Origin of the sequence: Prevotella sp. oral taxon 313, assembly GCF_003043935.1 — a bacterium.
Taxonomy (GTDB): Bacteria; Bacteroidota; Bacteroidia; order Bacteroidales; family Bacteroidaceae; genus Prevotella; species Prevotella jejuni.
In genome coordinates, this window is record NZ_PYXE01000001.1 from 1,370,719 (window position 1) to 1,393,090 (window position 22,372).

The following is a 22,372-nucleotide window of genomic DNA, read 5'->3' on the forward strand; positions in this document are numbered from 1 at the left end:
GATATATGTATATCGTTATCTTGCGATATGTTCCAATTCAACAGCCATCTCTTTCTGTAGTTCTTTTGCCTTTGCAGCAGCAACTTCAGCAAAATCGTTATCAGTGCTTGCGTAGATAATACCACGTGACGAGTTCACAAGCAGACCACAGTCTTTTGTCATACCATACTTACAAACCTCCTGTAAACTACCTCCTTGAGCACCAACACCTGGTACTAAAAGGAAATGGTCTGGGGCAATACGGCGGATATCCTCAAACATCTTACCCTGTGTTGCACCTACTACATACATGAGGTTCTCGGTTGTTCCCCATTCTTGTGACTTCTTTAATACTTTCTCAAAGAGGCGTTCTCCCTGCTTATCTTCGGTCAGCTGGAAGTCATGACTACCTTTATTACTTGTCAATGCGAGCAAGATAACCCACTTCCCATCATACTCAAGGAAAGGTTTCACACTGTCTTCGCCCATGTAAGGAGCAACGGTAACAGAGTCGAGGTTATACTCCTCGAAGAATGTCTGGGCATACATTTTTGATGTGTTACCAATGTCACCACGCTTAGCATCCGCAATGATAAAATGGTTTGGATGGTTCTCCTTTATATATTGAATAGTCTTCTCAAAGGCTAACATACCTTTTAAGCCATAGCACTCATAGAAGGCAAGGTTAGGCTTATAGGCTACACAATAAGGTGCAGTAGCATCAATAATTGCTTTGTTAAAAGCAAAGATGGGTTCATCCTCGTTCTTTAAGTGTGCAGGAATCTTGTTTATATCAGTGTCAAGTCCTACACATAAGAATGTCTTCTTTGTGAAGATTTCGTTGATTAATTGTTGTCTATTCATAAAGGTTGACTATTATTTCGTTTATCAAAAGGGGTCTATAAATACTTATCAGTAGTTTTATATGGAGTGAACGACTCTTACGTCTGTTAATATCAAGTTATAGCTAATTACGAGCCGTTCACTCCTTATACTTTTTATAATATGTTTCTGTGATGTATTCTATTGTTGAGACGTAATGTTATTATCCTCAACAGGCTTCTTTGTGTCACTTCTCACATACAAAACGACCAAGAAAGAACCGATTATTGAGGCAATGCTTGTAGCCATAACCATTCCGATACTGTCAATACGAGAGAATGATAATAAAAGTGCTGTAGTACCTACAGACATACAAGATGCTATTACTGCGAATATTATTGACACTAAGAATTTCCGTTCCCTTTTAACGGGTGCAGTGCCGACAGCGGTCACAACAAATATACTATACTTGATAAGTATGAAGACACTGTTAACTATAATACTTATAATCCCGTATTCATCAAAGTTTGATAATGCAAGTTTAACAGTGAAATTGTATGCTATATGAACCATAAACACAGCAAGAAAGGCTATTGGTAATACCAATACCCATCTAAGTGCAGGGCTCAGATTACTTACAAGACGCAAGTCATAGTTGCTATCAAACTCTAATTTACTACCACTTTTTGGCTTTTCTTCTGTATTCATATTTATCTATTATACTTGATTATAACTCTGTTTCCTTCAGCTTCTCAGCATTCTCAGCAACTATCAAAGCGTCAATCATATCTTGAATTTCACCATTCATGAAACCTTGAAGGTCGTGGGTGGTGTAGCCGATACGGTGGTCCGTGACACGTCCCTGTGGGAAGTTATAAGTACGAATCTTGGCACTTCTGTCACCAGTTGAAACCAATGTCTTACGACGACTTGCGATGTCATCAACATACTTCTGGTGCTCGTGGTCATAGATGTAAGTATAGAGACGACTCAACGCACGCTCCTTATTCTTTGGCTGATCACGTGTCTCGGTACACTCGATAAGGATTTCTTCTACCTCACCAGTGTTAGGGTTCTTCCAAGGATAGCGTAGGCGTACACCAGACTCAACCTTATTAACGTTCTGACCACCAGCACCACTGGAACGGAAAGTATCCCACTTGATATCGCCTTCATTGATATTTACTTCGAACTTATCGGCTTCTGGCAATACTGCTACTGTCGCTGCTGATGTGTGCATACGGCCCTGTGTCTCTGTAGCTGGTACACGCTGTACACGATGAACACCCGATTCATACTTTAAGGTACCATAGACATTGTCGCCTTCGACGGCAAAGTCAATCTCTTTGAAACCTCCAGCAGTACCTTCAGAAACGGAAGTGATAGAGAGCTTCCATCCCTTCTTGTCACAGAAACGCTTGTACATATTAAAGAGATCACCAGCAAAGAGTGCTGCTTCATCGCCTCCTGCACCACCGCGAATCTCCATCTGAACATTCTTAGCGTCCTCTGGGTCTTTCGGTACAAGCAGTAATTTAATTTCTTCTTCAAGCTTAGGTTGAAGTTCCTCGTTCTCTGTCAACTCCTCACGTGCCATCTCTTTCATTTCGGCATCACTCTCATTAGCAATGATATCCTTTGCCTCTTTGATAGTAGTAAGACAGTTGATATAACGACGACGAGCATCCATAATGTCACCCAGGTCCTTATACTCCTTTGTTAACTTTACATAACGTGATTGGTCAGCAATGACATCTGGGTCGGTGATAAGTGTTGAAACCTCTTCGTAACGGGCCTCAAGACCGTCGAGCTTCTGTAATATATTGTTGTTATCTATCATAATCTTTTTGGGAATATAATTATATTTCTTCTGTAAACTCTTCTTCGCTTATTGGAATATGTTTGTCTCTACAGTATTTTTGTATATCTCCATCCAACTTTGGATATTTATCACAAATGTTTTCTAATGCAGCTTTAGATGCCGTAAAATGCTTCTCGTCTGCTGTTAAAGCGGCCTCAACTGATTTAATGAAATCCTTAAAGGGTGGATTAATCTCGCTAAGTTTACTAACTGTCTTAAAGTCTATTTGCCTATCTTTAGCTTCAAACCAGACTTGACTCTCGTACGGATTAGCTTTTAGTAGGATGAAACCAATACCAAAAGAATGGTTAAGACGGGCAAGCTCATCTTTAAGTTCTTCATTGATATCAAAGGCTACAAGGTATCCATTATTAGCCCAACTGGAATTAGAAACAGCTTGAAAGAAACATTTTTTTAATTCATAATCATTATCTATCTTGCGCTTTAATTCGTATGAATATAGCCGTAAAGACTCTTTCTTGCTTATTGCTTTAAACAATGAATTACTAATAGGATTTGTTTGTTCGACAAACTTTGCACCGATAATATCAGGATGTATCCATTTCTGATGTTCGTCATCTTTCTTGGACTTCTCGTGGAAGATGGTCTTTGCCATAATCCCTTGATGCTGTAGAAAACAGCATAGAAGAGGATGGAGGTCGCGCTCATGAAATGGAACATTAGGTATAGTGCTATCTTGAGTACGTGAGGTTGTTGTCTTACCTATATTCTTAGAATATTCACTAAGGTAATAACAGTATATATTCTTCTCATTTTGATAACGTCCAATACGTGTATCTCCATTCTTAACCATTGTTCCCAAACAGGCAGACACAGTCGAATCAGGTGTCTTTGCTTTACTATTAAACTTAAAGACTCCTTTATCTAATATGTTTTGATAGACTTCTCTTGCTATAGCTCCTTTAGGAAAATCCTTTAAACTAAGTAATATGGCTTCTTTTATTGTCATAATAACTTAATATTCAAATGTGCCAAAATCACTCTTAATCGTTAAGCTACGCTTGCCTTCTTCGATGTGTCCAACAACTTGTGCATCAATGTTAAAATCCTTGCTGATGGTGATTACCTGCTCTGCAAACTCTGGACGAACATAGATCTCCATACGATGACCCATATTGAATACTTGATACATCTCCTTCCAATCGGTATCGCTACACTCCTTAATAGCACGGAAGAGTGGTGGTACTGGGAACATATTGTCCTTAACGACACGGCAGTTCTCGTTTACGAAGTGTAGTACCTTAGTCTGTGCACCACCTGTGCAATGTACCATACCATGAACCTCTGGGCGCAACTCATCCAACAATCGCTTGATAACAGGGGCATAGGTGCGAGTAGGGGAGAGTACTAACTCACCTGCATTAATTGGACTACCCTCAACAACATCAGTTAGTTTATACTTGCCACTGTATACCAACTCTTCAGGTACTGCGTGGTCATAGCTCTCTGGATAGTTCTCTGCAAGATATTTCGCAAATACATCATGACGTGCAGAAGTCAGACCATTGCTACCCATACCACCATTGTAGCGTGTCTCGTATGTAGCCTGACCAGTAGATGAAAGACCTACTATCACATCGCCTGGACGGATGTTTGCATTGTCAATGACATCCTTACGACGCATACGACAGGTAACAGTTGAATCCACAATAATCGTACGAACAAGGTCGCCAACATCTGCTGTTTCACCACCAGTAGGGTAGATGCCGATACCCATCTTGCGCATATCGGCTAAGAGTTCATCGGTTCCATTGATGATAGCAGAGATAACCTCGCCTGGTACAAGCATCTTATTACGACCTATAGTTGAGCTAACAAGAATATTGTCTACCGCACCCACACAGAGTAAGTCGTCTGTGTTCATCACAATAGCGTCCTGCGCAATGCCACGCCATACGCTTAAGTCGCCTGTCTCCTTCCAATACATGTAAGCTAAAGCAGACTTCGTTCCGGCACCGTCAGCGTGCATAATATTGCAATACTCTGGGTCTCCACCGAGAATATCAGGGATTATCTTACAGAAAGCCTGTGGGTAAAGACCCTTATCAATGTTCTTGATGGCATTATGCACATCTTCCTTAGCAGCACTTACGCCGCGCATCATGTATCTGTTGTCCATATCTTTAAAAAGGAGTTTTGTCGTGCAAAGGTAGCTAATATTTGTTGATTATAAGTTGAATTAAAGCATAATTTTCAGCTAAAAGAGGCCTTTTGCAACTCTATAAAAGACTTATCAACTTCCAAGGGTGTTTTAGTGTCCCATCTATGAGAGATTTGTTTGGATTAAATGGAAGCAACATTATTTAGCTTAGAGCGTCTGCTTTTATAGCTTGGCCATCTTTCCTTCAGCACGCTGAAGGTCTTCTGGCGTATCAATACCGATTGTTTCTACATCTGTAAGGCCTACCTTTATCTTATAACCATTCTGTAACCAACGCAGCTGTTCGAGGCTTTCTGCCAATTCAAGAGTTGACTGTGGGAGCTTACTAATTTCCCTTAACACCTCAGTACGATAAGCATAGAGCCCGATGTGTTTAAGATAAGGGAAATGAGAGAGCCATTCCTCATGTTCTTTCCCACGTACAAAAGGAATAACTGAACGTGAGAAATAAAGAGCATAGCCATCGTTGTCGAGTACTATCTTAGGCGAATTAGGATTCTCCACAGCCTCCATTGACTCAAAAGGTTTACCGAGTGTTGCTATCTGTGTACGTGGGTCATCAAAACACTGCATGACTGTCTCGAGTTGACTTTTTTGTATAAATGGCTCATCACCTTGTATGTTAATAACAATATCAAAGCTTCCATCCACCTTTTCGAGGGCCTCACAGATTCTATCCGTACCACTCTTATGGTCACTCCGAGTCATAATGGCCTTACCACCAAAAGCCTCTACAGCATCATAGATACGCTGGTCATCTGTAGCGACAAAAACATCTTCCATCACACTACTTACTTGTCTGTAAACATGTTCAATTACAGGTTTTCCTCCAAGTATTGCAAGAGGCTTTCCTGGAAAGCGTGAAGAACTATAGCGAGCAGGGATAATTCCAATAAAATTCATACGTCTTTCTATCCGTTTAAGTTATATATACTATCTGTTAAACTTATCAGTATGCGCAAAAGTAGTAAATCTTTATTAAAAAGGCGATGACTTCCTGACTTATTTCCTTTAAAATTACTAAATTTGTTGGCATGATGAAAGTAACATTAATTGGCGCTGGCAATCTCGCTACACAGTTAGGTAAAGCACTCAAAAAGGCAGGTATCAGCATCAATCAAGTGTATAGCCGTACTGAAATATCTGCCAAGATGCTGGGTGAACTGCTTGAGACCGAGTGGCTAACAGATATCACGAAACTTCGTGATGATGCAGAGATATACATCCTTTCAGTGAAAGATAGCGTTCTCTGTGACTTAATTTCAGAGGTTTGCAAGGGTAGGGAAGATAAGTTATTCCTCCATACAGCAGGCTCTATGCCCATGAGTTGCTTTGAAGGGAAGGCGCAGCATTATGGCGTATTCTATCCAATGCAGACATTCTCGAAGGCAAAGGAGGTCAATTTTAAGACTATTCCAGTGTTTATAGAAGGTAATTCTGCAGCAACAGAGGATATGATTAGGAAATTTGCCAATAGACTTTCTCAACGAGTGATAACGTTGTCTTCTGCTGATAGAAAGTATCTACACTTAGCTGCAGTATGGGCTTGTAACTTCACGAATTACTGCTACACCGTAGCTTCCGACATACTTGGTGAACATAGCATCCCCTTCGATGTCATGTTGCCATTAATTAATGAGACAACAGAAAGGCTACAAACACTTAGTCCGAAAGCAGCACAAACCGGACCGGCTGTACGTGGAGACAAGAATGTGATGAACCAACAGTTAGAGTTGATGAAGCATAACGCTGATTTACAGGAGCTTTATCAAATGCTTTCAAAAGGGATTAATCCAATGGTGGATAATCTCATTTTGGATAATAAAGAAGATTAAAAGCAAACTTAAATAGCTAAGTGTAACTACCTATAATTATATTACTTATATCATAACTTTATTATTCTTGATTATATGATAAACTACGATTTACAGAAGATAAAGGCTGTTGTCTTTGATGTCGACGGTGTTCTGTCTGCTTCTACCATTCAGATGGACGACAAGGGTGACCCACTACGTACGATTAATATCAAAGATGGATATGCTATTCAGTTAGCTGTAAAGCATGGCATACAGCTTGCTATTATGACAGGTGGCCATAATGAGAATGTTCGTTGGCGTTATGAGTATCTTGGAGTGAAGGATATTTATATTAACTGTTCGATGAAGATACGCACATGGGAGGAGTTTCTTAAAAAGTATGGGCTACAGGAAGATGAAATCATCTACGTTGGTGACGATATTCCAGACTATGAAGTTATGAAACGTGCAGGCTGCCCTTGCTGTCCTAAAGACGCTTGTACTGAAATTAAAGAGATATCAACTTATATCAGTGATTGCAAGGGAGGACAAGGAGTAGCACGTGATATACTTGAACAAGTGATGAAAGCTCAAGGTAAATGGGTGCTGAATGAGAAAGCTTTCGGTTGGTAAATAGATGATAATGAAGCATATTATACTTGCGAGTAATTCGCCACGTCGACGTGAACTATTAGCTGGGTTGGACTTAGACTTTGAAGTGAAAGTACTGCCCGACATAGATGAGTCCTATCCAAAAGACCTACCTGTAGCAGAAGTGGCAGGCTATATCTCTCGTGAAAAGGCAGACTCCTATCGAGCTTTGATAGGAGAGGACGACCTTGTTATAACGGCCGACACGGTTGTGATAGTTGGTAATGAAGTACTTGGAAAGCCTAAAGATGCGGATGAAGCACGGTGTATGCTTCATCTTATCAGCGGTAGAACGCATCAGGTCATTACGGGTGTTTGTTTGTTGACTACCGATAAGGAACATTCTTTCTCAGTGACAACTGATGTCACTTTCAAGCAGCTCTCTGATGATGAAATTACTTATTATATAGAGCATTACAAGCCTTTCGATAAAGCAGGAGCCTATGGTATACAGGAATGGATTGGGTATATTGGAGTCACATCCATCAACGGCAGTTATTTTAACGTGATGGGATTGCCTGTGCAAAGGTTATGGGAAGAAATAAAGAAGATATGATATGAAGACTATTCTCATCCTTGTCGGGAAAACACAGAGCAAGATATTTAAGGTTGGCATAGACGACTATGTCAGTCGTATTGAGCATTATATGCCGTTTAATATTACGACAATTCCAGAATTGAAAAATACGAAGAGCCTTTCAGAAGACCAGCAGAAACAGAAGGAAGGTGAACTGATCTTGAAGGAAATTCAGCCTTCAGATACTGTCGTATTATTAGACGAGCATGGTGCAGAATACCGTTCTGTTGAGTATGCGAATTGGTTGAAACAAAAGCAAAATACGGCTCGCAGACTTGTTTTCATTATTGGAGGACCGTATGGATTCTCGTCAGATATCTATGCACGGGCCAATGAAAAAATATCATTATCACGTATGACTTTCTCACACCAAATGGTCAGACTCATATTTACAGAGCAACTTTATCGAGCATGTACAATTATTAAAGGTGAACCATATCACCATGAATAAATGCCTCTGTGAGCATTACGAAATTGCAAGAAAGGCCTTTCTTAAAATAATGGCAGTTATGATAAATAGGGCATGTAGATAGTTTGTTTATTCATTCATGGTGCGTTATATCAATATTAAAAAGGTAAGTTTTATAATCAGCAAAGAAATAACAAAATACATCGGAAAGGCCATTACTGAGCATATTCAGTTCTTTCTACCTGTAGTTTGGCTTTCTGCTATCCCAAGAGCAAAGGCCATTACTGAGAATATTCAATCCTTTCTACCTATATATCAGTAATTGTATTCAGTTTATCTATTCGTTTTATCAATGTCTGCAACAAGTAAATCAACTACAAGAACATACATAGCCATAGATCTTAAATCGTTCTATGCCAGTGTAGAATGTGTAGAGCGTGGACTCGACCCATTGACGACTAACTTAGTTGTTGCAGATAAAGAACGAACAGAAAAGACAATTTGTCTTGCCGTATCTCCGTCGCTCAAGGCACATGGCATACCTGGGCGTGCACGCCTCTTTGAGGTCGTTCAGCGGCTAAGAGAAATCAATGAAGAGCGTAGAAAGGCTGCTGGTAAAGAGTTTACAGGTAAGTCGTATAGTGCAAAAGAACTTGAACAACACCCTGATTGGGAGATTGACTATGTGACAGCCTTACCTCGTATGTCACACTATATCAGGCATAGTGCAAAGATCTATAATATCTACTTACGTTACATAGCACCCGAAGACATACACGTATATTCGATAGATGAGGTCTTCATCGACGCTACCTCATATCTTTCCAGCTACCAGATGACAGCTCACGAATTGGCGATAAAGATGATACGTGAGGTCTTAAGCGAGACGGGAATCACTGCAACAGCAGGGATAGGTACGAACATGTATCTTTGTAAGATTGCCATGGACATTGTAGCGAAACATATTCCTGCTGATAAAGACGGGGTTAGAATTGCAGAATTAGACGAAGAAAGCTATCGCAAAAAACTCTGGGACCATCGCCCCTTAACCGATTTCTGGCGTGTAGGAAGCGGTATTGCACAACGTTTGTCGATGTATGGTATAGACACAATGGGTAAGATAGCACGTTGTTCTATTCATCAAGAAGAATTGTTGTATAAGCTCTTCGGTATCAATGCAGAACTACTCATTGATCATGCTTGGGGATGGGAACCATGCACAATGGAGTTGGTTAAGGCTTACAGACCAGAGAACTGTTCGATGAGTAGTGGTCAGGTGCTTCAGGAAGCCTACACTTATCGCAAGGCAAGGGTCGTCGTCCAAGAGATGGCTGACGCTATAGCGTTAGACTTAGTAGAGAAACGTTGTGTGGCAGACCAGCTTGTCTTGTCCGTAGGCTATGACCGTGAAAGCCTTACCACCCCTACTGGTCGCGAATATACTGGTCCTGTATCCTTTGATAGATATGGTAGGAAAGTTCCCAAGAGGGCTCATGGTTCTATCAATCTCCATCGTTACACCTCTTCGTCTCGACTGATAGGTGAAGCTATCCTTAGGATTTATGATGATATTACAGACAAACGATTATTAATAAGGAGACTGAGTATCTCAACCAATCATGTTATCAGTGAAGACCTCTTAAAACAGAAGACTGCTAAGCCGATAGAGCTTGACATGTTTACTGACTATGAAGAGGTAAAGCGGAGAAAGCAGCTTGAAGACGCCGAATTGGCACGTGAACGTAAGATGCAAGAAACTATCTTAAAGATAAAACATAGGTTTGGCAAGAATTCGTTACTTCGTGGTCTTAACTTCGATGAAGGGGCTACAGCAAAGGAACGAAACAAACAGATAGGAGGACATAAAGCATGACAGAGACCTACGATGACATCATTCATCTACCACATCATGTATCTAAACGCCATCCACAGATGAGCCTTTACAATCGTGCAGCACAGTTTGCTCCCTTTGCAGCTTTGACGGGCTACGAGGAAGCTATCATCGAAACGGCTCGGTTAACAGCTCCTAAAGTTGACATGATGGAGGACAATCAGCAGTTATTAGATAGAAAGCTCGCATTACTTTCTCATTCTTTAATAGAACAGCCTACGGTCTCTATCACTTATTTTCAGCCTGATAAGAAAAAGTCTGGAGGACAGTATCTTACCGTCACGGGAGTTATTAAATGTATTCGTGATAGTGAGCGTGTCATTCGTATGGCTGATGGTAAGCGCGTTTCCATTGATACTATTATAAATATAGATGGTGATATCTTTTCTTCAGAAGAATACCCATCACCAGATGATGAGCTCTTTTAAAACCTATTACTATCCGATAAGAATTGCATGACTATATCCTTATCGCATCTACGTTTTATCTTTAGCGTCCTCACACACCTTATATTATAATAGAGAATAGGGGCGCAAAGCATTCTCTTTCCCCTACTCTTCTCCCCTATCCTACCTTCCTATCTCTCCCATATAATGAACTATTCGTCCCTCACTTGTCACCCCCTCGATGATCAGACGATAAGTTGAGCGATATTCGGCAGGGAAGAGCAGACGGAAAGACGCTCCTCGTAAGGAAGGCAACCACATGGGTGTACGTGCGTTAGGGGTGTAAGCTTGTGGGATTTGATAGCCCAATGTCGTAAATGTCTTCGTATTTGTCAGTGGGACAGAAGCTGCTTTGAAATCTCCTTTCTTGGTCGTTACGGAGATAACTCCCATCCCTCCGATAGCTCCCCAGATAACTGTTGAACCGCCCTTAAAGACATCTACCCTCTCTACATCAGCCATTTGAATATTGTCTAAGTCGTAGTCTTCATTAACAAATATACCGTCTATGGCGATTGCGGCTGGTCGCCTTCCTCCCACAGTAAAGCCACCTCGTACATAACATTTCCCAAACTCAACCGTCACACTGGGCACTCTGCGCAGTAGCTCATGCAGACAAGTAGCGCCAATGCTCTCGATGTCACGCAATCCGAAGGAGAAATCAGCAGTCCGAGAATAAGCATCTGAACGAGAGGAATAGGTGGGCTGATGACTAAAGACATTCACTTCCTCCATTTGAATACCGCCTTTTGGTAGCTCTAATGTTGCATCCACACGTGTTGTGTCATAGCTCGTCCATACAAAAGGAGGCAGTTGACCTTTATAGGAAGGGTACTCATCTTCATCTAACAGTAGTTTTACCCATGATTTCCCAGCCTTTGTAAATGCATTCAGAACATACTGTGTCCCTTCAGGAAAGTCTATCCCTTCAAATGAAAATCTCCCTTGTGCATCGGTCTTAGTCACAGCATAAAAGCTTTTGTCGGGTGAAATGAGATTTACAACACCGTCTTTTATTGGTTTATGTCCTATCAACGTCTCTACTCGCCCACGTATCACAGCCGACTTTTCAACCCCTATTAGGCCCTTCTTACATTCTCCTTTAATCACATCAGACATTCGGTATCGACTCCAACTACAACTATCAAGCAGGCTATCTGACTCGCTCTCTAAACATACGGACGATGGTTCCTCTGGGCAATCAGCCTTATCCATATCAAATAACAGATGAGAAATAATATCCGACTGCCCTACTGTGTTGTCTACACCAGCATATTCTACACGTACTGAAACGTCCATCGTCTCTCCTTCTCGCAAGCTATCAGCTTTAATAACACAAGGAATTTGATTGTTATTAAGCTTTTCGCCGTCTGTCCATCTTACTGAAATCGGACATAACTCCTTCTCTGGATATACGAACTTCAATCGTTCTGCTACCTTATTGAGTTTAGTGTCGAGTAGTTGGAATGAATAAATACCTCCTTGAGAAAGACTGTCATAACTCAAAATAACATCTTTCTCTTTGCTTATCTTTCCAAAGTAAAGCGGGATGGAACGGCAGTGTACGAAGAGCCTATAGTCGTCCTCTGAACTATCAGATAGATTATCAACGCTTACTTTAATCCCTTTCTTTAAGACATTGATTAATAAGTTTATACTATTATTAGCTTCTTCTCTATTTAAGCTACTACTATACTTAGAAGGAGTCAACCTCCCATGCCCACCGATAAAGATACTTTTCAGACTTTCATAACGACTAAGATTCAGCATATTCTTCGTATAGCTACGCAACACATATCGCCCTTTCACCACACCTTCTGGGATGTCTATATGTCCTACAAAGCCCTGATCGCTACGCAGTAAACGTACTCTTTTTACAACCAAACGCTCTGGATTAAGCAGTTCCACATATACATAACGACTGATACTATCTGCCTGATGGACCACCGCATTAACTAAGAAGACTCGAAGATGTATTCGTTGTCCGGCTTGATAACTTTCGGCATCAGTAAACACGTATGTCTTCTCTTGCGGATACAACTGTACTTGTCGAAGTACACGACTCAACAAGACATTGTTTGTCTGTGCATACAATGATGTATGAAAGCATATTAGTAATATGACGAACAGTAGTTTTCTCATATAGATAGGCATCAGTAAATAAGTATCTGCAATAGATTTTCAATAATAAAGATAATCATCTGTAGAATTATATGCAAACTTACACAAAATTATTAAATAATTCAATTAAAAACAGAAAAACCATACTCAACCATAGAAAATCCTTTTTTCTTTAACTTTTTAGGGTGCTCTCTGTGAGAAAAAAAAGCAACCAATGAGCTATGAGATACAGACTAAGAGAGGTTAATGGCTGTTATCTTAACGCACTTCACACCCTTTTAGTCCTTAAAGGCATGATAGCTTGTAAATATTTTTCGCCCTTCATGGAAGTAGTACATGCCCTTTAAGGGTTAAGAAGAGGCCTAACAAACTTCAAGAACATGCCCTTCTTGCATGTAGAAGACGCCCTTCTTGGAGCAAGAAGAGCATGTTCTTCAATGCTATTTATAATAGCCTGATTTATTGAAAGTTATAAACTTGACCTCAAGGGATTATCTACTCATATATAGAGGACGTTCAATCCAACTTTATGTAATGATTTTTCATAACCTTACTAATTATCCTGATGTATCGAACATCAACCATTATCTCCTCTTTAGAGATACTGATAAGTATAGTAGTGTTCGACCTTCTCTCATAAAGAAATGGTTTCTAAGATACAAAAGAAATATCTGGAACATCAACCGAAAAGCCAGATAAGCCTTATGATTGCCGTGATAAAGAGAAGAAAAAGCCACTAATGACCAACTTAAAAAGAGAACATGTTTATCAGAAAACAAGACTATCAACGATTTAAACGACAATACCAATGATGCGGATAGTAGCCCTTTGCGGTCTAATAATCAAATTGACTCAAAAGGTTCTGTGCTTATACTATCCATATTACAGAAACATTTCGTAAATTTGCAAATCAATAGGTAGGTTCTTACTATTGGTAGACAAAGATTGTTGGCATAGTCGTTTGTCATCGAGAACAATACTGACATAGAGACCTACAAATAACAATTAGAGAAGAGAAAACAATGATATATCCCAAAAACTTTGAACAAAAGATAGGCTTCACAGAGGTGCGTTCACTCCTGCGAGCACGTTGCTTGTCGCCTTTAGGTAAGGAACAAGTTGACGCAATGGCCTTTTCTACTGACGCTACTCAGGTGAACACCTGGATGGAAGAGATTAGAGAGTTTCGTAGAATACAAGAGGGACAAGACGACTTCCCCTTAGATAATTTCTTTGATGTACGTGAGAGTGTTGCACGAATACGCTTAGAAGGAACTCACATGGAGGTGGATGAGCTCTTCGATCTGAAGCGTTCTTTAGAGACAATCATCGCTATTGTCAACTTTCTGAGCCGTGGAGAGGAGACTGAACAAGGCGAAATACGTCACTACTACCCTGCCCTCTACAACCTTGCAGATGGTGTGGCAACCTTCCCACTACTTGTGCAACGAATCTCACAGATTATCGATAAGTTTGGTAAGATGCGTGATAACGCCTCACCCGAACTACTCCAAATACGTCGTGAACTTGCTCGACTGGAAGGGAGTATATCACGAACGCTATACGGAATATTACGTGTTGCACAAGGAGAAGGACTGGTTGAGAAGGATGTCACGCCTACGCTGCGTGACGGAAGACTGGTTATTCCTGTCGCACCAGGCCTGAAACGTAAGATTTCGGGTATTGTTCATGATGAGAGTGCGACAGGTAGAACGGTTTATATTGAGCCTACCGAGGTCGTGGAAGCCAATAACAAGATACGAGAACTTGAGAATGAGGAGCGAAGAGAGATAATCCGTATCCTCACAGACTTTGCTAAGAAGGTGCGTCCAAACGTACGTGAGATCCTCGATTCCTATCATCTTATGGCCACAATCGACTTCATTCGTGCGAAATCCGAGCTTGCTCGACTCTTCAAGAGCTTTGAACCTCAAGTGGCAGAGACGCCTCATATTGATTGGATAAGAGCTATTCATCCCCTACTCCAACTGTCGTTAGAGAGGAAACATCATGATAAATTAAATGCTTCGTTACCAGTGAGAAGTAGCGAAATAGATAAAGTTTCTAATGAAGACGTTAATTCGCAAGATGACGAAACACTATTAGAAGAGGAGAACGAGACCCGTAACTTACCTTCAAGTGTTGTCCCCCTTGATATTCAACTCACCAAAGATAAGCACCTACTGATTATCTCTGGTCCGAATGCAGGTGGTAAGTCTGTATGCTTGAAGACGGTGGGTCTACTTCAGTACATGCTTCAATGCGGTCTTTCTATCCCTGTTGGCGACCGTTCAACAACAGGTATCTTTACGGATATAATGATTGACATCGGTGATGAACAAAGTATAGAGAATGACCTTAGTACCTATTCTTCTCACTTGATGAATATGAAGATGATGATGCGTCGTGCGTCAGACCGAACGCTAATACTCATTGATGAGTTTGGAACAGGTACCGAACCGCAGATAGGCGGAGCCATAGCAGAGTCTGTTTTACGCCAATTTTGGAAGAAACATGCCTGGGCTGTGATTACAACTCACTATCAGAACCTTAAGCATTTTGCGGAGGATCACCCCGGAACAGCCAATGGTGCGATGCTATACGACCGTCATGAGATGCGCCCACTCTTTCAGTTAGCTATCGGAAGGCCCGGTAGTTCGTTTGCTATTGAGATTGCTCGTAAGACCGGAATACCTGAGGAAGTAATCCGTGATGCGGCAGAGATTGTTGGTTCTGATTATATTCAGAGTGACAAGTACTTACAGGATATTGTTCGAGACAAGCGTTATTGGGAGAACAAACGACAAACGATTCATAGCCATGAGAAGGAGTTAGAGAAACGTATCAGTCAATATGAAAAGGATATAGCTGCGCTCGAAAAGAGTCGTAAAGAGATTCTTAACCGTGCCAAGACACAGGCAGAAGAGATTATCAAGGAGAGTAATCGCCGGATAGAAAATGCTATCCGTGAAATCAGAGAGAAGCAGGCTGAGAAAGAGGAGACCAAGCGTATCCGTCAAGAACTGGCTGCATACGAAGCTGGACTGACGAACGCTGAAAAGGTTGATAAGGCCGATACGTCTAACAGAAAGAAGCTGAAAAGTAGCGGACTACTATCTGATGACGACTTTCAAAAGAAGGTTGATAAGATTAAAAGTCGCAAGGAACGCCACGAACAGCACCTGAAAGAGAAAGCTGGTAAGCAACAAGCTGCTGCCGAAGCATTGAAGAACGCCGTGCGTAAACAGCAAGGTGGAGGAGTCATTATGGCTGGAGATTCAGTGCGTATAAAGGGACTTACGAGTGTTGGAAAGGTGGAGTCTGTTGAAGGAAAACAGGCAACTGTCATCTTTGGAGGTATGAGAACGAAGATGGCTATTAGTCGTTTGGAACATGTTGATGCGGCTACCATTCAGTCAGAACAGCAACAGTTCCAAGCCTATAACTACAGTCGTAAGACACGTGAGACGATTGACATGCATCGTAACCAGTTCCGTCAAGAGTTAGATGTACGTGGTATGAGGGCTGACGAAGCACTGAATCAGGTGCAACACTTTATTGATGATGCTATCCTGGTAGGCGCAAGTCAGGTGCATATCCTCCATGGAAAAGGGAATGGAATACTACGTCAATTAATCCGACAGTACCTTGGCAGTGTTCCTAATGTCACTAACTACCGCGACGAACATGTACAGTTTGGTGGCGCAGGGATTACGGTTGTAGAACTATAAGGCGGTTGACAAGGAAACAGGTTGACGGGTTCACGAGTTGAATGCTTTATTATTTGATAGATAAAAGATATAGGCAATAAATCGAGAAGGCAAGCGTTAATATATTAATATGAACTACCTAAGGCTTTTACACATACTCCGCAAACAAAGACAGAGGCTTCTGTTAGTAGGCTGTGCTACGTTGATGCTGATGTCATGCGGTGTAGATAGAAATATAAAGAAAGGTGATAAGCACCTTTCCTTGGGCGAGTATTATGACGCTGCAACCCAATTCAAAACCGCTTATCAGCGTACATCCCCTAAGGATAGACGCCAACGTGGAGAGTTGTCATTGAAGATGGCCGATTGTTACAGCCGTATTGCATCCTCTCAACGGGCCATTGCTGCCTATAGAAATGCCATCCGATATAAACAAGACACTGGTGAGACACATAAAAGTCTGGCTGATAATCTGATGAAGGAAGGCAGCTACACGGAGGCAGTTAAGGAATATCAAATTGCCTTGGATTCGATGCCTAACAATCAAGTCATTGCTCAATCGCTGCAAGCAGCATCATTAGCTGCGGGCATGAAGGAGCGTGGCTCGAAGTATATAGTTAAGCATATGGATGTCTTTAACTCACGTCGACAGGACTACTCACCCATGCTCTTCGGTGATAAATACGACCAGCTTTACTTTACTTCAACACGAAATGAAGCCAAAGGTGACGAGTTGAGCGGTATTACTGGTGCAAAGGCTGGGGACATCTTCCTTAGTGAGAAGGATGATAAAGGTAAATGGAGTGCACCAAGAGCGATAGAGTCTGCATTGAACACAGAGGCTGATGAGGGTACTCCTGCTTTCTCTGTAGATGGTAGGGAGATGTATATCACACAGTGTCAGACCGACCCCAGCAATCCTCGTTATGCCCAAATAGCAGTAAGTAATCGCTCTGACGCAGCGTGGGGAAAGGCTACTAAGTTGGAGATTAGCCGTGATACCCTATCAAGCTTTGCCCATCCAGTAGTCTCACCAGACGGTAACTGGCTCTATTTCACAAGTGATATGCCTGGTGGAAAAGGTGGTCTTGACATCTGGAGGGTACGTCTGACAGGGGGTACAACAGGAGGAGTTGAGAACCTTGGGGAGCCTATCAATACTCCAGAAGATGAGGAGTTCCCTACTTTCCGACCTAATGGCGACCTTTATTTCTCAAGTAATGGACATGGTGGATTGGGTGGTCTTGACATCTTTATAGCTAAGGTTGGCAATGATCATCATTATCACTTAGAACATCCAGGATATCCTCTTAACTCGCAAGGTGACGACTTTGGTATGACCTTTGAGGGTATCCATAACCGTGGTTTCTTCTCTTCAAACCGCAATGATGGGCGTGGTTGGGACCATATCTATAGTTTTGAACTACCTGAAATCATACAGACTGTGAAGGGATGGGTCTATGAAATGGATGGTTATGAACTGCCTGCTGCACAGGTGTTCATGGTCGGTGATGATGGAACCAACAAGAAGTTAGCTGTCAAAGGAGATGGTTCTTTTGAACAGGAGGTACACCCTGGCGTCAATTATATCTTCCTTGCAACCTGCAATGGACACTTAAATCATAAAGAGGAGATAAAGGTCGGTAATACAGAAACATCTAAGGTGCATACGCTTCAATTCCCTTTAGCAGGCATCAACGTACCTGTACTGATAGACAACATCTTCTATGACTTCGATAAAGCGACACTCCGACCAGAATCGGAAACGGCATTAAACACGCTTGTCAACCTTCTTAAGGAGAATCAAAACGTAACTATTGAACTCTCAGCACACACCGACTACCTCGGTTCTGATGCTTATAACAAACGTCTTTCACAGCGACGTGCAGACGCAGTAGTGGCTTATCTAACGGCTCACGGCATTGCTCGCGACCGCCTAACACCTGTGGGATACGGCAAGGAGCGGCCTAAGAAGATTCGTAAGAAGCTCACTGAGAAATACACATGGCTAAAGGAAAACGACGTACTAACCGAGGCTTTCATCAAGAAGCTCGATAAGGAAAAGCAAGAAATAGCCAATCAGTTGAACCGTCGGACTGAGTTTACGGTCCTTCGCACCACGTATGGCATGTTTGATGAGAAGGGAAACCTTAAGCAACAGACCAAGACAAAGAAGAAGGAGAACCTCGATGATGATGGAACAATACTCATTGATATCCCTTAGTCAATCCTAAGAAGGAGACTATCTACCACAAACTTCATCTGTCTACCAGCTGATTTGCTAACTTGGCACTATCACCCTAAAAGCTTATAACAGCTTGTTATTGCACATGATAATATGATAAAAGATAAGACCCAACCTACCAAAGTATCACCTTCTACCTGTATCTCTTCTCAAGAAGAGCAAGAAGAAGAAGCTATAGAAAGGAGAACAATAACTCTTCCTTCCGCCTTTACGGATTACACCCGCAGTCTCTTTGGTGATAGCCTGTACCAAACATTCCTCAAAGGGTTGGAAGACACGCCTCCTGTCAGTATCCGTCTTAATCCTTTTAAGTTGGCTGAAAATACGCATAAAGTTAATCCACAGCTTCACCCTCAACCAATCCCTTGGTGTAAGGAAGGCTATTGGTTGGAAACAAGACCTAACTTTACGTTCGACCCACTACTCCATGCTGGGGTCTATTATGTGCAAGAAGCGTCATCAATGTTTCTATCTCATGCGTTGCAATACTACGTGAAACAGCCTGTTATAGCACTCGATCTCTGTGCTGCACCAGGTGGTAAAACAACCTGCGCACGCGCTTCCTTGCCCGCAGGGTCTATCCTTTTCTCTAACGAACCGATAGGAAAACGAGCACAGATATTGGCTGAGAATGTTCAGAAGTATGGTCATGAGGATGTTATCGTCACAAGTAACTATCCTCGAGAGTACCAGAAGTCTAAGCTTGCCTTTGATGTTATCATAGCCGATGTGCCCTGTTCTGGAGAAGGTATGTTCCGTAAAGACCCACAGTCAATAGCAGAGTGGAGCCCACAGAATGTGGAGAACTGCTGGCAACTACAGCGTAGTATCATTGCTGATATATGGGATAATCTGAAGCCGGGGGGGCTCCTTATTTATTCTACTTGCACCTTTAATGCGCATGAGGATGAAGAGAATATAGCTTGGATACTCACCGAGTATGATGCTGAACTCCTCTTTCTACCTACAGAAAAGGCATGGAACATAACGGGATCGCTCATCGGCAACCCGCTTAAAGACGGTCGGGAATTCCCTGTCTACCGTTTCATCCCTGGCAAGACACGTGGAGAAGGAATCTTCATGGCCATCATTCGTAAACGAGTTGAGGATGAAGCACTTACAAAGGAGACTACGCTTAACATCAATAAAACACTAACAGATGCCCACAAACACCTCCGCATCCTTTCGCATGGGGTGAAAGAAGGTACATTGAAGGGTAAGAACATTATCCCTGATCATACGTTGGCTCTCTCCGTCTCAGCGGACAAGTCGGCTTATCACCGTGTAGAAGTTGACTACCAGACAGCCATCGCCTATCTTCGCCATGAGGCTGTCACGCTCTCTACGGAGGCTCCACGTGGTATCGTCCTCCTTACTTATAAGGGCTATCCGATAGGCTTTGCAAAGAACCTCGGGAACCGTGCTAACAACCTTTACCCACAAGAATGGCGCATCAAGAGTACACATATCCCAGACGAGCCATCGGTACTTATATAGAGTAAAAACGAACAAGAATTCGCTTAAAAACAATATTCTCCCCAACATATCAGACTTAAATAGACAAATTATGCAACAATACTTAGACCTCCTCAACCGTATCCTTACAGAAGGAACACAGAAAGGTGATAGAACAGGAACAGGAACCTTGTCCATCTTTGGGCATCAGATGCGCTTTGACTTGCGTGATGGTTTTCCTCTGCTGACAACCAAGAAGCTTCATTTGAAGAGTATTATCTATGAATTACTCTGGTTCTTACGTGGCGACACAAATGTGCACTACCTCCAAGAACATGGTGTAAGGATTTGGAACGAATGGGCTGACGAGAATGGTGAGCTCGGTCCTGTCTATGGCCATCAGTGGCGTTCATGGCCTGACTATAAGGGTGGCACGATCGATCAGATTAAGAATGTAGTAGACATGATACGGCATAATCCTAACTCAAGGCGTATGTTAGTCACCGCATGGAACCCAGCTGAGGTTGACGATATGGCTCTTCCACCCTGCCACTGTCTATTCCAGTTCTATGTTGCCGACGGTAGACTATCCCTTCAACTCTATCAGCGTTCGGCCGACAGCTTCCTCGGTGTACCTTTTAACATTGCCTCATACGCTCTCCTTCTACAGATGATGGCGCAGGTAACAGGACTTGAAGCAGGGGAATTTATACATACGACTGGGGACACACACCTCTACCTCAATCATCTTGAACAGGCTAAACTCCAACTGACACGTGAGCCACGTCCGCTACCAAAGATGAAGATTAACCCTGATGTAAAGGACATCTTTGACTTTAAGTATGAGGACTTCGAGCTGACTGATTACGACCCACTACCACATATCCCAGCAGTGGTTGCAGTGTAATAAACATTTCATAACACCTCCGAAAAGGAGGGAATGTAGACAAAAAGAGTTGGAACTTGATAGTAAGCTATGCTCTCCACCTTTCAGTATAATAAATTATATTAGTCAAGAACATCATATCCTTCACCAACGATAAATAGCCTTATCGCAACTACCCCTCCCTCAGAGGGAATGGAGAAGGACACTTATTACCATTATGGAAATAAACATCATCGCAGCAGTAGCAGCCAATCGTGCTATCGGATATCAGAACGATATGGTCTATTTCATCAGTGAAGACCTAAAGCGTTTCAAGCAATTAACAACAGGACACACCGTTATCATGGGACGTAAAACCTTCCATTCACTCCCAAAAGGTGCGTTGCCTAACCGCAGAAACATTGTTCTCAGCAGAACAGAAACCGACTTCCCTAACTGCGATGTCTACTCTTCACTTGAAGAGGCACTGAACCATATCGGTGCAGAAGAACAAGCTTTTATCATTGGAGGGGCAAGTCTTTACAAGGAAGCACTCGCTATTGCAGACCGTCTCTACCTCACTGAGATAGCTGCTACACCTCCACAAGCTGACGTGTTCTTCCCTGAGTATAACGATGGCAAATGGGTTGTTGAATCACGTGAGTCACGTCCTGCAACTGACAAAAACCCCGCATACGCTTTTGTAAACTATGTAAGAAAATAGGTTTAGCCCTTTTAATACATGGAGTAAGAACACTTATATAGGAAAAAAGATTTATGAACTTGACCTTATAAAGATGTCCGCAAAAGTTGTTGGATAGTTCATCTCCTACAGAGTCATAGATGATAGAGATGCCTATTCGCACACAGAAGAACCCACCAATAGCGTTACGACCGATAGAACGCACCGATCACTTTTGCTAATCATGGTGGGTATGTTTGTGATAATATGTTTCTAAATAGCCCTCTGAGAGATATTCTCTGTGTGCAAAACGCTACGCTACTTTGTGAGTGAAAGATACATTCAATGAATCAAGAGACACAGATGTATAGAGGGAAAAAGGTATTGTCTTAACTCTATCCACCCTCTTCTATTCATTAACCCTCCTACTATTCGTCAATATTTTTCGTCCTTCACGGAAGGAGTATATGCCCTTTAAGCATAAAGAAGACGCCCTTCTGCATTCAAGAACATGCCCTTCTTGCCCCAAGAAGAGCCTCTTCTTGATGCGAGAAGGGCATGTTCTCAAATGTAGTTTATAACAGACTGATTTCTTGTAGGTTATAAAGTTGATCACAGGAGATATTCTACTCCTATTTAGAGCGTGTTTAACTCCACTTTATGTAATAATTTTTCATGAT

General features: G+C 41.9%; 18 protein-coding genes. 11 read left to right on the forward strand and 7 right to left on the reverse strand.

The genetic code is table 11. The features are described from left to right. Positions 1–15 precede the first annotated feature (15 nt). The 6 genes from pyrF to kdsB form a co-directional block, all read right to left on the reverse strand. Positions 16–843, reverse strand: a complete 828-nt coding sequence (gene pyrF, locus AXF23_RS05325) for an orotidine-5'-phosphate decarboxylase (RefSeq protein ID WP_107624560.1) — start codon at positions 841–843, stop codon at positions 16–18. A 159-nt stretch (positions 844–1,002) separates the two neighbouring features. Continuing rightward, the gene (locus AXF23_RS05330) at positions 1,003–1,509 is read right to left on the reverse strand and encodes a flagellar biosynthesis protein FliQ (RefSeq protein ID WP_107624561.1); all 507 of its coding nucleotides are present in this window, start codon (positions 1,507–1,509) and stop codon (positions 1,003–1,005) included. A gap of 19 nt (positions 1,510–1,528) precedes the next feature. Further along, positions 1,529–2,641, reverse strand: coding sequence for a peptide chain release factor 1 (prfA, locus tag AXF23_RS05335; RefSeq protein WP_107624562.1), 1,113 nt, complete (start codon positions 2,639–2,641; stop codon positions 1,529–1,531). A 19-nt stretch (positions 2,642–2,660) separates the two neighbouring features. Then, positions 2,661–3,632, reverse strand: coding sequence for a hypothetical protein (locus AXF23_RS05340; protein WP_107624563.1), 972 nt, complete (start codon positions 3,630–3,632; stop codon positions 2,661–2,663). A gap of 6 nt (positions 3,633–3,638) precedes the next feature. Continuing rightward, on the reverse strand, positions 3,639–4,802 hold the full coding sequence (locus AXF23_RS05345) for an AIR synthase-related protein (RefSeq protein ID WP_107624564.1): 1,164 nt from the start codon (positions 4,800–4,802) through the stop codon (positions 3,639–3,641). 204 nt (positions 4,803–5,006) lie between these two features. Then, positions 5,007–5,747 (reverse strand): 3-deoxy-manno-octulosonate cytidylyltransferase, encoded by a 741-nt coding sequence (kdsB, locus tag AXF23_RS05350; protein ID WP_107624565.1) that lies wholly within the window; start codon positions 5,745–5,747, stop codon positions 5,007–5,009. 131 nt (positions 5,748–5,878) lie between these two features. Here kdsB and AXF23_RS05355 point away from each other — a divergent pair, with 131 nt between their 5' ends. From AXF23_RS05355 to AXF23_RS05385, 6 genes are all read left to right on the forward strand, one after another. Beyond that, positions 5,879–6,679, forward strand: coding sequence for a Rossmann-like and DUF2520 domain-containing protein (locus tag AXF23_RS05355; RefSeq protein ID WP_107624566.1), 801 nt, complete (start codon positions 5,879–5,881; stop codon positions 6,677–6,679). Between the two features lie 75 nt (positions 6,680–6,754). Beyond that, on the forward strand, positions 6,755–7,273 hold the full coding sequence (locus AXF23_RS05360) for a KdsC family phosphatase (RefSeq protein ID WP_107624567.1): 519 nt from the start codon (positions 6,755–6,757) through the stop codon (positions 7,271–7,273). Between the two features lie 10 nt (positions 7,274–7,283). Then, positions 7,284–7,847, forward strand: a complete 564-nt coding sequence (locus tag AXF23_RS05365) for a Maf-like protein (RefSeq protein ID WP_107624568.1) — start codon at positions 7,284–7,286, stop codon at positions 7,845–7,847. 1 nt (position 7,848) lies between these two features. Then, positions 7,849–8,319, forward strand: a complete 471-nt coding sequence (rlmH, locus tag AXF23_RS05370; RefSeq protein WP_107624569.1) for a 23S rRNA (pseudouridine(1915)-N(3))-methyltransferase RlmH — start codon at positions 7,849–7,851, stop codon at positions 8,317–8,319. A gap of 310 nt (positions 8,320–8,629) precedes the next feature. Continuing rightward, positions 8,630–10,150, forward strand: coding sequence for a Y-family DNA polymerase (locus AXF23_RS05380; protein WP_107624571.1), 1,521 nt, complete (start codon positions 8,630–8,632; stop codon positions 10,148–10,150). Then, entirely contained in the window at positions 10,147–10,596 is a 450-nt protein-coding gene (locus AXF23_RS05385) for a YolD-like family protein (protein ID WP_107624572.1), read from the forward strand. The genes AXF23_RS05380 and AXF23_RS05385 overlap by 4 nt, the downstream gene beginning before the upstream one ends. Before the next feature lie 141 nt (positions 10,597–10,737). On the opposite strand, the gene AXF23_RS05390 is transcribed toward AXF23_RS05385, so the two are convergent. After that, entirely contained in the window at positions 10,738–12,756 is a 2,019-nt protein-coding gene (locus AXF23_RS05390) for a TonB-dependent receptor plug domain-containing protein (RefSeq protein ID WP_233251240.1), read from the reverse strand. A 1,001-nt stretch (positions 12,757–13,757) separates the two neighbouring features. Here AXF23_RS05390 and AXF23_RS05395 point away from each other — a divergent pair. From AXF23_RS05395 to AXF23_RS05415, 5 genes are all read left to right on the forward strand, one after another. After that, positions 13,758–16,466, forward strand: a complete 2,709-nt coding sequence (locus AXF23_RS05395; protein ID WP_107624574.1) for an endonuclease MutS2 — start codon at positions 13,758–13,760, stop codon at positions 16,464–16,466. Between the two features lie 109 nt (positions 16,467–16,575). Continuing rightward, positions 16,576–18,669, forward strand: coding sequence for a PorE family type IX secretion system protein (locus AXF23_RS05400; RefSeq protein ID WP_107624575.1), 2,094 nt, complete (start codon positions 16,576–16,578; stop codon positions 18,667–18,669). A 114-nt stretch (positions 18,670–18,783) separates the two neighbouring features. After that, positions 18,784–20,187: a methyltransferase RsmF C-terminal domain-like protein gene (locus tag AXF23_RS05405; RefSeq protein WP_233251241.1), complete on the forward strand. Its 1,404-nt coding sequence runs from the start codon at positions 18,784–18,786 to the stop codon at positions 20,185–20,187. 70 nt (positions 20,188–20,257) lie between these two features. Further along, the gene (locus AXF23_RS05410; RefSeq protein WP_009010777.1) at positions 20,258–21,052 is read left to right on the forward strand and encodes a thymidylate synthase; all 795 of its coding nucleotides are present in this window, start codon (positions 20,258–20,260) and stop codon (positions 21,050–21,052) included. A gap of 196 nt (positions 21,053–21,248) precedes the next feature. Further along, complete coding sequence (locus tag AXF23_RS05415) at positions 21,249–21,734, forward strand: dihydrofolate reductase (protein WP_089365203.1); 486 nt, start codon at positions 21,249–21,251, stop codon at positions 21,732–21,734. Positions 21,735–22,372: the final 638 nt, after the last annotated feature.

What these genes read in the sequence shown, in the direction of transcription:
- pyrF (WP_107624560.1), bottom strand. Translation starts at nt 843, where the DNA reads ATGAATAGACAACAATTAATCAACGAAATCTTCACAAAGAAGACATTC.
- AXF23_RS05330 (WP_107624561.1), bottom strand. Translation starts at nt 1,509, where the DNA reads ATGAATACAGAAGAAAAGCCAAAAAGTGGTAGTAAATTAGAGTTTGAT.
- prfA (WP_107624562.1), bottom strand. Translation starts at nt 2,641, where the DNA reads ATGATAGATAACAACAATATATTACAGAAGCTCGACGGTCTTGAGGCC.
- AXF23_RS05340 (WP_107624563.1), bottom strand. Translation starts at nt 3,632, where the DNA reads ATGACAATAAAAGAAGCCATATTACTTAGTTTAAAGGATTTTCCTAAA.
- AXF23_RS05345 (WP_107624564.1), bottom strand. Translation starts at nt 4,802, where the DNA reads ATGGACAACAGATACATGATGCGCGGCGTAAGTGCTGCTAAGGAAGAT.
- kdsB (WP_107624565.1), bottom strand. Translation starts at nt 5,747, where the DNA reads ATGAATTTTATTGGAATTATCCCTGCTCGCTATAGTTCTTCACGCTTT.
- AXF23_RS05355 (WP_107624566.1), top strand. Translation starts at nt 5,879, where the DNA reads ATGATGAAAGTAACATTAATTGGCGCTGGCAATCTCGCTACACAGTTA.
- AXF23_RS05360 (WP_107624567.1), top strand. Translation starts at nt 6,755, where the DNA reads ATGATAAACTACGATTTACAGAAGATAAAGGCTGTTGTCTTTGATGTC.
- AXF23_RS05365 (WP_107624568.1), top strand. Translation starts at nt 7,284, where the DNA reads ATGAAGCATATTATACTTGCGAGTAATTCGCCACGTCGACGTGAACTA.
- rlmH (WP_107624569.1), top strand. Translation starts at nt 7,849, where the DNA reads ATGAAGACTATTCTCATCCTTGTCGGGAAAACACAGAGCAAGATATTT.
- AXF23_RS05380 (WP_107624571.1), top strand. Translation starts at nt 8,630, where the DNA reads ATGTCTGCAACAAGTAAATCAACTACAAGAACATACATAGCCATAGAT.
- AXF23_RS05385 (WP_107624572.1), top strand. Translation starts at nt 10,147, where the DNA reads ATGACAGAGACCTACGATGACATCATTCATCTACCACATCATGTATCT.
- AXF23_RS05390 (WP_233251240.1), bottom strand. Translation starts at nt 12,756, where the DNA reads ATGAGAAAACTACTGTTCGTCATATTACTAATATGCTTTCATACATCA.
- AXF23_RS05395 (WP_107624574.1), top strand. Translation starts at nt 13,758, where the DNA reads ATGATATATCCCAAAAACTTTGAACAAAAGATAGGCTTCACAGAGGTG.
- AXF23_RS05400 (WP_107624575.1), top strand. Translation starts at nt 16,576, where the DNA reads ATGAACTACCTAAGGCTTTTACACATACTCCGCAAACAAAGACAGAGG.
- AXF23_RS05405 (WP_233251241.1), top strand. Translation starts at nt 18,784, where the DNA reads ATGATAAAAGATAAGACCCAACCTACCAAAGTATCACCTTCTACCTGT.
- AXF23_RS05410 (WP_009010777.1), top strand. Translation starts at nt 20,258, where the DNA reads ATGCAACAATACTTAGACCTCCTCAACCGTATCCTTACAGAAGGAACA.
- AXF23_RS05415 (WP_089365203.1), top strand. Translation starts at nt 21,249, where the DNA reads ATGGAAATAAACATCATCGCAGCAGTAGCAGCCAATCGTGCTATCGGA.